This window comes from Micromonospora sp. WMMD1128 (assembly GCF_027497235.1).
In the GTDB taxonomy this organism is placed as follows: Bacteria; Actinomycetota; Actinomycetes; order Mycobacteriales; family Micromonosporaceae; genus Micromonospora.
This window is the reverse complement of sequence record NZ_CP114902.1, coordinates 669,269-681,325: the sequence shown is the minus strand read 5'-3', so window position 1 is coordinate 681,325 and position 12,057 is coordinate 669,269. Positions and strand designations below refer to the sequence as shown.

Here is a 12,057-nt window from a genome sequence, read left to right as displayed (position 1 = left end):
GTCCTCACCCCTCCGGCGGGTCCGCCAACCGGACCACCAGGTCGGCGTGCTCGGCCGTGCCGGCGACCAGCCGGGCGTTGCGCTCGTCGCTGCCGAGCGCCCACGCCCGGGCCTGCTCCGGCGACTTCCCGTACGCCACGTGCCGGTCGGTGAGCCGACGTAACCGCAACTCGGCGTCCAGGTCCAGGAACCAGGCCCGGTGCAGCAGCGAACGCACCTCCTCCCACGGCTCGTCCCGCAGCAGCAGATAGTTGCCCTCGGTGACCACCAGCCGCACCTCCGGCGGCACCTCGATCGCCCCCGCGACCGGCTCCTCCAGGTCACGGCGGAACTCCGGCGCCCACACCGAGGTGGGCTCCAACCGGCGCAACCGGCGCAGGGTGGCCACGAAGCCGTTGACGTCGAACGTGTCCGGCGCGCCCTTGCGGCCCGCCCGGCCCAGCCGGGCCAGCGCCGAACCGGCCAGGTGGAAGCCGTCCATCGGCACCAGCCGGGCGGCCGGGCCGACCTCGGCGACGATCCGCTCCGCGAGCGTGGACTTGCCCACGCCGGGCGCGCCGGCGATGCCGAGCAACTGCCGCGGGCCGTCCTCGGCGAGCGCCCGCGCCCGGGCGACCAACTCGTCGAGCGCGAGCACCTCTGTCCGCGGCATCAGCCGAGCACCGGCTCGCTGATGGTGAACCGCGCCTCCACCGCCGCGTGCACCGGCTGCGGCGCCGGGTCCAGCTCCAGCTCCGGCGCGGACTCGGCGTACGCGGCCTTGGCAAGCATCGGCGGGGCGGCGGTCAGGCCGGTGTCGGACAGCTCCCGCAGCGCCGTGACGCGGGCACCGAGCGCCTCCGCGTACTCCCGGGCGCGGGCCAGCGCGTCGGCGATCGCGGCGTGCCGCGCCGCCCGGTAGGCCGGGCTGTCCGGCCGCAGCGACCACACCGGGCCCGCCACCTCGACCTGCTCGTGGTCGGCCAGGCGGAGCATCAGCTCGCCGAGCGCGGTGAAGTCGGTGACCGTGACCGTGGTGCTCACCCGGCCCTGGTAGGCCACCATCCGGTCGCCCGAGCGCTTCGTCACCGGCCAGACGTTCACCTGCCCGGTCTCCCGCCCCTGGACGACCGGCCCGGCCGCGTCGAGCAGCGCCCGCACCGCGGCGGCCCGTTCCGCCAGCCGGGTCAGCGTGGTCTCCCGGTCCCGGTCCCGCGCGACCGCGGTCACCGTGAACCGGGCCAGCTCGGGAGCGACCTCCTGGTACGCCTCGCCGCGTACCGCGACCACAGGTGCGTCCGCCATGCCGCTCAGCCTAACGGCGCGGTGGCCGGCAGTCGCGCGGTGTATCCGACCGCGCCGCCCGCCACCCGACACCCGGTGAGGTGGCCTCCCGCCGTGCCGATCTCCCGCAGGTAGGCCAGCTCGCCCGCGTGGTCCGCGTCGGCCGGGAACTCCCGCCGGTGCACGCTGTGGCCGCGGTCGCGCAACGCGGCACGCGCCGCCCGGGCCTCGGCCAGCCGGTCGGCCAGCGCCCCGGCGTCCCCGGCCCGCAGCGCGCCGGTCAGCTCGTCGAGGAAGGCGGTCACCTCGGCCAGCTCCGCCAACACCCGGTCCCGGTTGCCCAGCAGCATGTTCGCGGTCCGCTCGGGTGGCCCCCCGGCGACCCGGGTGCCGTCGGAGAAACTGCCGGCCGCGAGCGTCAGCACCGCCTCCCGCAACGCCGACCGCCGTACCGTGCCCGCCAGCGCGCCGGCGAGCACGTGTGGCACGTGCGAGGCGAGCGCGGCGGCGGCGTCGTGCTCCGGGGCCGACATCGGCACCACCCGGGCGTGGAAGACGTCGACGAGCAACGCGGCGAGCCGCCGGAACGCGGCCAGCCCGGTCGGCCCCGGGCAGAGCACCCAGGCCGCGCCGTCGAGCAGCTCCGGGCGGGCCGCGCCCGGCCCGGCCCGGTCGGCGCCGGCCATCGGGTGGCCGGGCACGAACCGGTGCCCCAGCCCCTGCGCGGCGGCGGCGACGGTGACCTCCGCCTTGACGCTGCCCACGTCCGTGAGCACACACCCGTCGTCGGTGGCGGCGGCCACCCGGGCCAGGGTGGCGGGCAGCGTGGGCAGCGGGCCGCAGGCGAACACCACGTCCCGGCCGGTCACCGCCTCCTCGACGGTGTCCGGGACCGCGACCCCCTGCTCGCGCACCTGCCGGCGGGTCTGCGGATCCGGGTCCCAGCCGGCGACGTCGAGCCCGGCGTCACGGAGCCGGAGCAGCACCGAGCCGCCGATCAGCCCGGTCCCGACCACCGCGGCGCGTGCCAACCCGCCGGCCTCGCCCACCATCGGTCCACCTCGGCGTCCGCGTCGTCGGCGGAGCCCGGGTGGCCCCGCGGAAAGTCCCGCCGAGGATATCGCCCGCCGTCCCGCCGAGGCCCGGGTGTAAGGCGGGGGCCCCTATTAACACCTGGTGTTAAGAAGGGGCCCCGCCTCTACCGAAAGCGTTAAGCGGGGCCCCCGCCTTACGAGCCGGCGAGGCGGGTGGGCACCGCGTTGATGTGCGCGTCGGACTCGGTGAGCGCCACCCGCACGTGCCGGGCGCCGGCCGGGCCGTAGAAGACACCGGCGGCGACCAGGATCCCCCGCCGGGCCAGCCAGTCGACGGTGTCCCAGCAGTCCTCGTCGCGGGTCAGCCAGAGATAGAGCCCGGCCTCGGAGTGCTCGACCGTGAAACCGGCGGCGGTGAACGCCGCCCGCAGCGTCTCCCGGCGGGCCCGGTAGCGCTCCCGCTGCGCGTCGGCGTGCGCCTGGTCGCCGAGCGCGGCCACCATGGCGGCCTGCACCGGCGCCGGCACGATCATGCCGGCGTGCTTGCGGATCTTGAGAAGCTCCGCCGTCAACGCCGGGTCGCCGGCCACGAAGCCGGCCCGGTAGCCGGCCAGGTTGGAGCGCTTGGAGAGCGAGTGCACGGCCAGCACGCCGGCGTACGACCCGCCGCACACCTGCGGGGAGAGCACCGAGACGGGTTCGGCGTCCCAGCCCAGCGGCAGGTAGCACTCGTCGCTGGCGACCACCGCGCCCCGCTCCCGGGCCCACTCGACCACCTTGCGCAGGTGGGCCGCGGGCAGCACCCGACCGGTCGGGTTACCCGGCGAGTTGACCCAGACCAGGCGGACCCGGGGATCGGGACCGAGCGCGGTCAGCGAGTCGCTGCGCACCGTGGTCGCGCCGGCCAGCCGGGCCCCGTCCTCGTACGTCGGGTAGGCGACGGACGGCACCACGACCACGTCACCGGGGCCGAGCCCGAGCAGCGTGGGCAGCCAGGCCACCAGCTCCTTGGAGCCGATCGTGGGCAGCACGCCCAGCCCGTCGACGCCCGCGCCGCAGGCACGGGCCACCCAGGCCGCGATGGCGTCCCGCAGCGCGGGCGTGCCGGCGGTCAGCGGATAGCCCGGCGCGTCCGACGCGTCGGCGAGCGCCCGCCGGATCAGCGGCGGCACCGGGTCGACGGGCGTACCCATGGAGAGGTTGATGAGACCGTCCGGGTGCGCCGCGGCCGTGGTGGCCGCGGCGTCCAGCGTGTCCCAGGTGAACTCGGGCAGCCGCGCCGAGACCGGCGTGGGCCGGCTCAGTGGCCCTCGCCGCGCGGCGGCTGCGCGGCGACGAAGGTGGCGTCCTTCTCCACCTTGCCGACCTTCGAGGCGCCCCCGGGCGAGCCCAGGTCCTCGAAGAACTCGTAGTTCGCGCCGGTGTAGTCCTTCCACTGCTCCGGCACGTCGTCCTCGTAGAAGATCGCTTCGACCGGGCAGACCGGCTCACAGGCACCACAGTCGACGCACTCGTCGGGGTGGATGTAGAGCATCCGGTTGCCCTCGTAGATGCAGTCGACCGGGCACTCCTCGATGCATGCCTTGTCGAGCACATCCACGCACGGCTCGGCGATGATGTAGGTCACCGGTCTTCTCCTCCGCAAGACTCGTCGCGATCATCCGCAACGGTAAGAGCCTAGTATCTCGCCGGGGAGGGGGTCGATCGTGCTCCGACAGCAGGACGTGGGATACCGAATAGTGGTCCGCCGGATTGTGGGGATTCGCGAGGGCCGACCGCTGTTCGCGGACGCGCTCGGCGAGCTTGTCGAGCTGAGCGAGACCCACATCACGTTGGCCACCGACGGCGGGCCGCTGCGCGTCCCGGTCGACGAGGTGCACCGGGCCCGGCGGGTGCCGCCGGCCCGCCGGCCGACCGCCGCCGCGATGATCGCGTTGGAGACGGCCGCCGACGAAGCCTGGCCGGCCCCGGTACGCGGACGGCTCGGCGACTGGCGGCTGCGCGCCGCCGCCGGCTGGACCGGCCGGGCGAACAGCGCGCTGCCGATCGGCGACCCGGACCGCCCGCTGCCCGCGGCGCTGGACGCGGTGCAACGCTGGTACGCCGACCACGGCCAGCCGGCCCTGGTGAACACGCCGCTGCCGCTGGCCGCCCCGGTCGGCACGGAGCTGGACGCGCGCGGCTGGACGTCCCGCCCGCCGGTGCTGGTGCAGACCGTCCCACTGGCCACCCTGACCGCCCCCGCGCCGCAGCCGGACGCCGCCGACCTGCCGCCCGTGGCGCTGAAAGCCGCGCCCACCGACGACTGGCTGGGTGTCGCCGCCGACCGCAAGGGCGGCCTCCCGGACGCCGCGCGGCACGTGCTCACCGCCGTGGACCGGATCCGCTTCGCCGAGCTGCGGGTCGACGGCCGGCTGCTCGCGGTGGGGCGCGGCACGGTCACCGGCGAGGGCCGGTGGCTCGGCGTGTGCCTGCTCGAGGTGCTGCCGGAGGCCCGCCGGCAGGGGTACGCCGGCGCCGTCGTCCGCGCCCTGGCCGGCTGGGCCGCCGCCGAGGGCGCGACCCGCGCGTTCCTCCAGGTGGAGCAGCGCAACGTCGCCGCCGTCGGGCTCTACCGCCGGCTCGGCTTCACCACCCACCACACCTACCTGACCCGGGTGGCGCCCTGACGTCAGCGGCGGACGACCTTGCGGGGCCGCGACTGCTTCAGCTCGGCGTACCGCTTGAGCTGGCGGGAGCGGAAGTCCCGGCCGAGCGCGGTCAGGGTCAGGAAACCGATCAGCACACCGGCCGCGGTGGCCGCCAGGTAGAGCCAGATCTGGGCGAAGAAGAGGCCGGCGCCGCCGCCGAACGGGTTCTCGCCGACGAGCAGCGGGCCGACGAACACGGTCAGCGCCAGCGCGGTGACCACCGCGACGGCCAGGTCACCGGCCCAGTGCCCCACCGGCCGGTCGGCGCCCCACCGGAACGAGACACCGGCCAGGATCAGGCCGATCGCCAGGAACATCACGAGCGAGACCCGGCCGGCGGCGGCGTCGTCGTCCGGAAAGGCGAATGTGATGACCAGCCGGGCCACCACGTTCACCACGAACAACCCGGCCGCCAGCACGCCGACCGCACGCCACCGCTGACCCATCGCACGCCTCCCGCCGTACCGCCCGCCGCCGCGGCGGGCCTCTGGCAGAAATGTCTACCACCGTCACCTGTGCGGCGTCAGCACCTCGGCCCGCGCGGGAAGCGGCGGTCAGCCCGGCGCGGGCGGCGGCGGTCAGCTCGGCGCGGGCGGCGGCGCCACGAGGTGCCGGAAACCGAGCACCGCGAACGTGACCGCGCCGGTCACGATCAGCGCGAGGCCGAGCACGTTGTCGCCGGCCAGAGCCAGGTCACCCTCGGTGGTCCGGAACCCGCCCACGACGATCACCAGGAACCACGGCACCGCGGCCAGCGCCACCGCCCACCGGCTGCCGGTCGAGGAGTGCGCGAACCAGCCCAGCAGCACCGTCGACGCCGCCACCGCGGCGATCCCGGCGACCGCCAGCCCGATGCCGACGAGCGCCTGCGCACCACCGGAGCGGCCCTGCACCGTCTCCCAGGCCCAGGTCGCGAAGATCAGGTCGAGCAGCGCGACGAGCACGCCGGCCCACACCGCCACCACGCCGCCGACCACCCGCAACACGCCGTCGAGCGTCCGCTCCGCCCGGCTCGGCGGTGCGGGCGGCTGCGGCTCGGGAAGGACCGACACGGGTACGGCGGGCGACGTCACCGGAGACCGGCCGCCGCGACCGGGGAACGGTCCGGCCCGCCCGGGGCCACCCCGGCGAAGAGGTCGTCCTCCCAGCCGTACGGGCCGGCGCCCGGACCCTTCTCGCCGACCGCGAGCGTGAAGTATTCGACGCCCATGAACTCGGCGCCGAAGTTGCCGGCGATGGCGTACAGCCAGGAGTTGGCCGGGATCTGGGTGGCGTGCGCGCGCATCGCCGCCTCCTTCGCGGCGTGCCGCTCGGTGGCGTCGATCCGCGCCGCGATCTGTGCGTCCGGGGTGCCGAACGGCAACTCCGACACGTCGGAGATGCCGGCGAACGGGTTGTCCGACGACTCGGTGAACGCCTCCAGGCCGGCGTCGAGCACGCTGCGCGGCATGGCCGTCCAGTAGACCTTCGCCGGGGCGATCCCCTCGGCCGCGGCCAACTCCACCCCGCGCATCGCCACCCGGTGCGCCTGGATGTGGTCGGGGTGGCCGTAGAAGCCGTTCGGGTCGTACGTGACCACGACCTGGGGGCGGACCTCGCGGATGACCTCCAGCAGGTGCCCGGCGGCGGTGTCCAGGTCGGCCCGCCAGAACGCCCGCGGGTGCTCGTTGGTGACCAACCCCATCATCCCGGAGTCGCGGTAGCGGCCCGCACCGCCGAGGAACCGGTGGTCGGTGACGCCGAGCGCGGCGCAGGCCGCGTCCAACTCCCCGATCCGGTAGCCGCCGAGCTGGTCGGCCTCGGCCGCGGCCAGCCGCGCCAGCGCCGGCACGTGGATCTCGCCCTCCTCGCCGAGCGTGCAGGTCACAAGCGTGACGTGGGCGCCGGCGGCGGCGTAGTGCGCCATCGTCGCGCCGGTGCCGATCGACTCGTCGTCGGGATGCGCATGGACCAGCAGGAGGCGTCGGTCGGGCAGCGTCGTCACGCCCGTCACTCTAACCGGCGGTCCTGCCGCCCCGACGGTGATGCGTACGCCCAGGTCGCTCACATCACGCCCGACGCCCGCCTACGATCTGCAGGCGTGGACTTTCCCGAGCTGGCCGCCCGTACCCGTCGGTTCAGCCACGGGGCGCCGCGCGCCGTCACCGTCGCGGGGGACGGCTCCCGGGTGCTCTTCCTGCGTTCCGCGGGACCGGAGGATCCGGCCGACGCGCTCTGGCTGCTCGACGTCGACACCGGCGAGGAGCGTCTGGTCGCGGACCCGGCGGTGCTGCTGGGCGCCGACGCCGAACCGGCGCGGGTGGCGCCGGGCGAGCGGGCGCTGCGCGAGCGGCTGCGGCTCAGCGCCGGCGGCATCGGCTCGTACGCGCTCGACGCGGCCGGTCGGGTGGCCGTGTTCGCGCTGGCCGGGCGGCTGTTCCGGGCCGACCTGGGGCACGGCGACGTGGTCGAGGTGGCCACCGTCGGGCCGGTGATCGACCCCCGGCCCGACCCGACCGGCGAGCGGCTGGCCTACGTCACCGACACCGCCGAGGGCGTCCGCCGGGGTCAGCTCCGGGTGGTCGAACCGGACGGTACGGACAACCTGCTCGCCGGCGAGGACAGCGGGGTGACCTGGGGGCTGGCCGAGCACATCGCGGCCGAGGAGTTCCGCAGGTACCGGGGCTACTGGTGGGCCCCGGACGGGCGCTCGGTGTTGGCCGCCCGGGTCGACGAGTCCCGCCTGCCCCGCTGGTACCTGCACGACCCGGCCGACCCGGCGAGCCCGCCGACGTCGGTGGCGTACCCCCGGGCGGGTGGCCCGAACGCGGAGGTCAGCCTGCACCTGCTCGACCTCGACGACGGCTGGGTCGACGTGCACTGGGACCGGGAGACCTACCCCTATCTGAGCGCGGTGGAGTGGGCGGACGGCGGGCCCCTGATCACGGTGCTGCGCCGCTCGCAGCAGCACGGCCTGGTGCTCGCGGTGGACCCGCGCACCGGCGAGACGCAGGTGCACGCCGAGCTGGCCGACCCGCGCTGGGTGGAGCCGATCCCCGGCACGCCGGCGCACCTGCCCGACGGGCGGGTGCTGGTCGGGGGCGAGCTGGCCCACGACGGGTACGACGCCCGCTGCCTGTTCGCCGACGGCACGCTGCTCACCCCGCCCTCGCTGTACGTACGGCGGGTGGTCGGACGGTTGCCGGGCGGCCCGAACACGGCCGCCGACCTGCTCGTCGAGGCGAGCGAGGGCGAGCCGAGCCAGAGCCACCTCTACCGGGTGCGGACCACCATCGGCGGCGGGATGGACGCCCGCCGGATGGGCAGCGACCCCGGCTGGCACACCGCCGCGATCGGCGGGTCCACGCTCGCGGTGGGGGTCGCGTCGCTCGAGCACGCCGGGGTCCGCTGGCGGATCTGGCACGGCGACCGTGAGGTGGGCGAGTTGCGTTCGCTCGCCGCCGTCCCGTCGTACGCTCCCCGACCGACGCTGGTGCGGGTGACCGACAGGCGGCTCCCGAGCGCCGTGCTCTACCCGGCCGAGCACGTGAAGGGCACCCGGCTGCCGGTGCTGGTGGACGTCTACGGCGGCCCGGGGCACCAGGAGGTCGTCGCCGCGCGGGGCGCCTGGCTGGAACGACAGTGGTGGGCCGATCAGGGCTTCGCCGTGGTGACCGTCGACAACCGGGGTACGCCTGGTATCGCGCCCTCGTTCGAGAAGGCGATCCACCGCCGGGTCGCGGACGTGATCCTGAGCGACCAGGTGGACGCGCTTACCGCGCTCGCCGGCAAGCACCCCGACCTGGACCTGGACCGGGTGGCGGTGCGCGGATGGTCGTTCGGCGGCTGGCTCGCCGGCCTGGCGGTGCTGCGCCATCCGGAGCTGTTCAAGTGTGCGATCGTCGGCGCGCCGGTCACCGACTGGGCCTGGTACGACACCGCCTACACCGAGCGTTACCTGGGCCTGCCGGAGGACGGCATGGACGTCTACGCCCACCACTCGCTGGTCGAGCTGGCCGCCGAGCCGTTCGGCGACCCGGCCGAGGCCCGGCCCATGCTGCTGGTGCACGGCCTGGTCGACGACAACGTGCTGGCCGCGCACACGCTGCGGCTCTCGGCCGCGCTGCTGTCCACCGGCCGCCCGCATGCCGTCCTGCCGCTGACCGGTGCCAGCCACCTGGCGGCGGGCGGCGTCGCGGAGCGCCTCCTCCCCCTGGAGCTGGATTTCCTCCTCCACCACCTGTAAGGCGGGGGCCCCGCTTAACGCATTCGGTATAGGCGGGGCCCCCTATTAACACTCGCGTGCCGGGCGCGCCGCCGCTACTGCTTGACGTAGGCGTTGATGAAGTTCGGGTAGCCGAAGACGGAGGAGATGAAGACGCCGCCGGCCTTGGAGCCGTGCACGTTGTACGCCACGTCGACGTAGAGCGGGACCACGGGCGCGAACTCCTTCATGATCCGCTCGTCGAGCTTGCCCCACTCCGGGCCCTGGTCGGCCGGGGGCATGGCCAGGATCCGGTCCATCTCGGCGTTGATCGCGTCGTCGTTGAAGTAGGACTGGTTGCTGTTGCCCTCGGCCTTGATGGTGCGGCCGTCGTAGAGCACCGGCAGGATCGAGGCGCCGCTCGGCCAGTCGGCGGCCCAGTTACCGATGTAGAGGTCCCACGGGTTGTCCTTCTTCTTGATCTCGTCCAGCTTCGAGTCGTCCGGGATGTTCCGGACCGTGATCTTGAAGCCGGCGCGCTCCAGGTTGCCCTTGAGCTGCACCGCCTGCTGCTGCTCGGTGGTGTTGTCGGCGACGCCGAGGACCAGCTCGGGCGTCTGACCGCCGAGCAGTTCCTTCGCCTTCTCCGTGTTGCCGTTGGCGCCCGCCGGGTAGGCGTCGTACGCCTTGTAGCCGATGGTGGAAGGCGGCATCAGGGTGGTGATCGGCTGGGCGACGGTCTGTCCGCCGAGCGCCTTGACCATGCCCTCGCGGTCGATCGCGTAGTTGAGCGCCTGGCGGATCTTCAGGTCCTTGACCCGCTGGGTGTTGATCACGAGCTGGTTGGCGCTCGGGGTCGGGGACAGCAGCGTCCGCGACTTCAGCGCGGCGTCACCGGCGACCTTGGCGACGAGCGAGGCGGGCACCGAGTTGAAGGCGATCGCGCTCTGGTCGGCGCCGTTGTCGGCGATCACCCGGTTGTTGGCGGCGTCCGCGGTCGGGCCGAAGGTCCAGACGAACTGGTCCGGGTACTGGTGCCGCACCGGGTCGGTCTTCGGGTCCCAGTTCGGGTTGCGGTCCAGCGTGAGCTGGACGCCGACCTGGTTGTTGGCGATCTTGTAGGGGCCGGACGAGAACGGCCGCTGGTCCAGGTTGACCCCGGTGTCCTTCTCCGGCTTCAGCGGCGCGGTGGTGGGCAGCGAGACCGCGAACGGCAGGTCGCAGCGGGGCTTGGCGAACTCGAAGCGCAGGGTCTTGTCGTCCGGCGTGGTCAGACCCGGCGGCAGCGACGTCTTGTTCTTCTTGAAGTCCCACTTGGTGTCGTACTGCGGGCTGTCGGCCAACCACTCCTGGATGTAGGTCGGACCGCTGGTGAGGTCCGGGTCGAAGGAGCGGGCGATGCCGTACGCGATCTCCTTGGCGGTGATCGGGCTGCCGTCCTCGAACTTCACCCCGTCCTTGATGGTGAACTCCCAGACCTTGCAGTCGTCGTTGACGTTCTTGCCCGGGGTCTCGGCCAGGTCGCCCACCAGGACCAGGCCGCCCTTGCCGTCGTCCTTCCAGGTGGTCAGGTAGCGCGCGAAGAGCGGGCTGGCCATCAGGCCGGCGAACGAGTACGTCCGCTGCGGGTCCAGGTGGGAGATGGAGGTCTCCCGGATGATGGTGAACGTGCCGCCCTTGGCCGCGCCGTCCACCTCCGCCGCCGGCCCCTGCGAGTCCTTCGGGTCGGTCGCGATGACGCCGGTCTGCTGCCGGTTGCCGTCGACCTCGGTGCCCTCGCCCGTGTTCTTCGAGCAGGCGCCCAGCCCCACCACGAGTGCGATGGCGCCGACGGCGGCCACTGCGCGTGGTCGTCTCATCTTCTACCTCCAGGAATTGGTTTCGATGGGTTCGTTCAGCCCAGCCGCACCCGGGGATCGATGACGGCGTAGAGCAGGTCCACCACCACGTTCGCCAGCACCACGAAGACGGCCGCGATCAGCACGGTCGCCATGATGGTCGGCAGATCACCGGCGCGGACCGCGTCGACGGCGGTCCGACCCATCCCGTTCAGGCCGAAGGTCGTCTCGGTGATCACGGTCCCGCCGAGCGCGCCGCCGACGTCCAGCCCGGCGATGGTCACCACCGGCGTGATCGCGGCGCGCAGCGCGTGCCGGCCGTAGACGGATCGTTTGGCCAGGCCCTTGGCCCGCGCGGTGCGGACGAAGTCCTCCGACAGCGTCTCCAGCATCTGGGCCCGGGACAGTCGGGCGTAGATGGCGGAGAAGAGGAAGGCGAGCGCCATCCAGGCCAGCACCAGCCCGCTGCCCCACTTCAGCGGATCGTCGAAGAGCGATGTGTAGCGGGGCACCGGCAGCAGCCGCAGGTTGTAGACGAAGACGATGAGCAGCACCGCGCCGACGAAGTAGAGCTGGAGGGAGGCGCCGGTCAGGGAGAAGCCGATCGCCGCCCGGTCCAGCCAGCTACCGCGGCGCAGCGCCGAGAGCATGCCCAGGCCGACGCCGAGCAACAGCCACAGGACGGCGGCCGGGATGACGATGCTCAGCGTCACCGGCAGCACCCGGGCGATGGTGTCCGAGACGGCCTCGTTGGAGACGTACGACCAGCCGAGGCAGGGCGCGTCGCACCTACCGCCCTGGGCGCTGCCCAGGTCCCGGCCGGTGACGATGCCCTTCATGTAACCGGCGTACTGGCTGATCAGCGGATCGCGCAGGCCCAACTCCTGGCGGACCCGTTCCAGCCGCTCCGGGTTGCAGTTCTTCGGGCACATGCCGCTGACCGGGTCGCGGGGCAGGGCGAAGAACATCAGGAAGCTGAGCACGCTCACCGCGAAGAGCGTGAGCGCGGCCGAGAGCAGCCGGCGGACGAGGAAACGCGTCATGGGTCG

12 protein-coding genes are annotated in these 12,057 nt (G+C 73.8%); 2 read left to right on the top strand and 10 right to left on the bottom strand.

Translation table 11 applies throughout. The annotated features are described in order from the left end of the window. Positions 1-4 precede the first annotated feature (4 nt). The 5 genes from O7602_RS03385 to fdxA all read right to left on the bottom strand — a co-directional run bounded on the left by O7602_RS03385 (position 5) and on the right by fdxA (position 3,924). Entirely contained in the window at positions 5-652 is a 648-nt protein-coding gene (locus tag O7602_RS03385; protein WP_281586773.1) for a nucleoside/nucleotide kinase family protein, read from the bottom strand. Further along, on the bottom strand, positions 652-1,284 hold the full coding sequence (locus O7602_RS03380; RefSeq protein WP_281586772.1) for an SIMPL domain-containing protein: 633 nt from the start codon (positions 1,282-1,284) through the stop codon (positions 652-654). The genes O7602_RS03385 and O7602_RS03380 overlap by 1 nt, the downstream gene beginning before the upstream one ends. Before the next feature lie 5 nt (positions 1,285-1,289). Next, positions 1,290-2,315 (bottom strand): prephenate dehydrogenase/arogenate dehydrogenase family protein, encoded by a 1,026-nt coding sequence (locus O7602_RS03375; protein ID WP_281586771.1) that lies wholly within the window; start codon positions 2,313-2,315, stop codon positions 1,290-1,292. Between the two features lie 176 nt (positions 2,316-2,491). After that, positions 2,492-3,601 carry a succinyldiaminopimelate transaminase gene (dapC, locus tag O7602_RS03370; protein ID WP_281590092.1) on the bottom strand — a complete coding sequence of 370 codons (1,110 nt, stop codon included), beginning with the start codon at positions 3,599-3,601 and terminating at the stop codon, positions 2,492-2,494. After that, the gene (fdxA, locus tag O7602_RS03365; protein ID WP_030490464.1) at positions 3,598-3,924 is read right to left on the bottom strand and encodes a ferredoxin; all 327 of its coding nucleotides are present in this window, start codon (positions 3,922-3,924) and stop codon (positions 3,598-3,600) included. The genes dapC and fdxA overlap by 4 nt, the downstream gene beginning before the upstream one ends. Positions 3,925-4,003: 79 nt before the next feature. Here fdxA and O7602_RS03360 point away from each other — a divergent pair, with 79 nt between their 5' ends. Then, entirely contained in the window at positions 4,004-4,966 is a 963-nt protein-coding gene (locus O7602_RS03360; protein WP_281586770.1) for a GNAT family N-acetyltransferase, read from the top strand. A gap of 2 nt (positions 4,967-4,968) precedes the next feature. On the opposite strand, the gene O7602_RS03355 is transcribed toward O7602_RS03360, so the two are convergent. From O7602_RS03355 to mshB, 3 genes are all read right to left on the bottom strand, one after another. Then, a complete protein-coding gene (locus tag O7602_RS03355; RefSeq protein ID WP_281586769.1) occupies positions 4,969-5,433 on the bottom strand; it encodes a hypothetical protein in 465 nt (154 codons plus the stop codon). A 132-nt stretch (positions 5,434-5,565) separates the two neighbouring features. After that, complete coding sequence (locus O7602_RS03350) at positions 5,566-6,060, bottom strand: hypothetical protein (RefSeq protein ID WP_281586768.1); 495 nt, start codon at positions 6,058-6,060, stop codon at positions 5,566-5,568. Next, on the bottom strand, positions 6,057-6,980 hold the full coding sequence (gene mshB, locus O7602_RS03345; protein WP_281586767.1) for an N-acetyl-1-D-myo-inositol-2-amino-2-deoxy-alpha-D-glucopyranoside deacetylase: 924 nt from the start codon (positions 6,978-6,980) through the stop codon (positions 6,057-6,059). Before mshB ends, O7602_RS03350 begins: the two co-directional genes overlap by 4 nt. An 87-nt stretch (positions 6,981-7,067) precedes the next feature. On the opposite strand from mshB, the gene O7602_RS03340 reads away from it, so the two are divergent. After that, entirely contained in the window at positions 7,068-9,212 is a 2,145-nt protein-coding gene (locus O7602_RS03340) for a prolyl oligopeptidase family serine peptidase (RefSeq protein ID WP_281586766.1), read from the top strand. A 74-nt stretch (positions 9,213-9,286) separates the two neighbouring features. On the opposite strand, the gene O7602_RS03335 is transcribed toward O7602_RS03340, so the two are convergent. After that, entirely contained in the window at positions 9,287-11,029 is a 1,743-nt protein-coding gene (locus O7602_RS03335; RefSeq protein ID WP_281586765.1) for an ABC transporter substrate-binding protein, read from the bottom strand. Positions 11,030-11,064: 35 nt separating this feature from the next. Further along, positions 11,065-12,051: an ABC transporter permease gene (locus O7602_RS03330; RefSeq protein WP_281586764.1), complete on the bottom strand. Its 987-nt coding sequence runs from the start codon at positions 12,049-12,051 to the stop codon at positions 11,065-11,067. Between the last annotated feature and the right edge of the window lie 6 nt (positions 12,052-12,057).

Excerpts from the sequence above, each read along its gene's own strand:
- O7602_RS03375 (WP_281586771.1), bottom strand. The coding sequence starts at position 2,315 with ATGGTGGGCGAGGCCGGCGGGTTGGCACGCGCCGCGGTGGTCGGGACC.
- O7602_RS03330 (WP_281586764.1), bottom strand. The coding sequence starts at position 12,051 with ATGACGCGTTTCCTCGTCCGCCGGCTGCTCTCGGCCGCGCTCACGCTC.
- O7602_RS03355 (WP_281586769.1), bottom strand. The coding sequence starts at position 5,433 with ATGGGTCAGCGGTGGCGTGCGGTCGGCGTGCTGGCGGCCGGGTTGTTC.
- O7602_RS03380 (WP_281586772.1), bottom strand. The coding sequence starts at position 1,284 with ATGGCGGACGCACCTGTGGTCGCGGTACGCGGCGAGGCGTACCAGGAG.
- O7602_RS03385 (WP_281586773.1), bottom strand. The coding sequence starts at position 652 with ATGCCGCGGACAGAGGTGCTCGCGCTCGACGAGTTGGTCGCCCGGGCG.
- O7602_RS03335 (WP_281586765.1), bottom strand. The coding sequence starts at position 11,029 with ATGAGACGACCACGCGCAGTGGCCGCCGTCGGCGCCATCGCACTCGTG.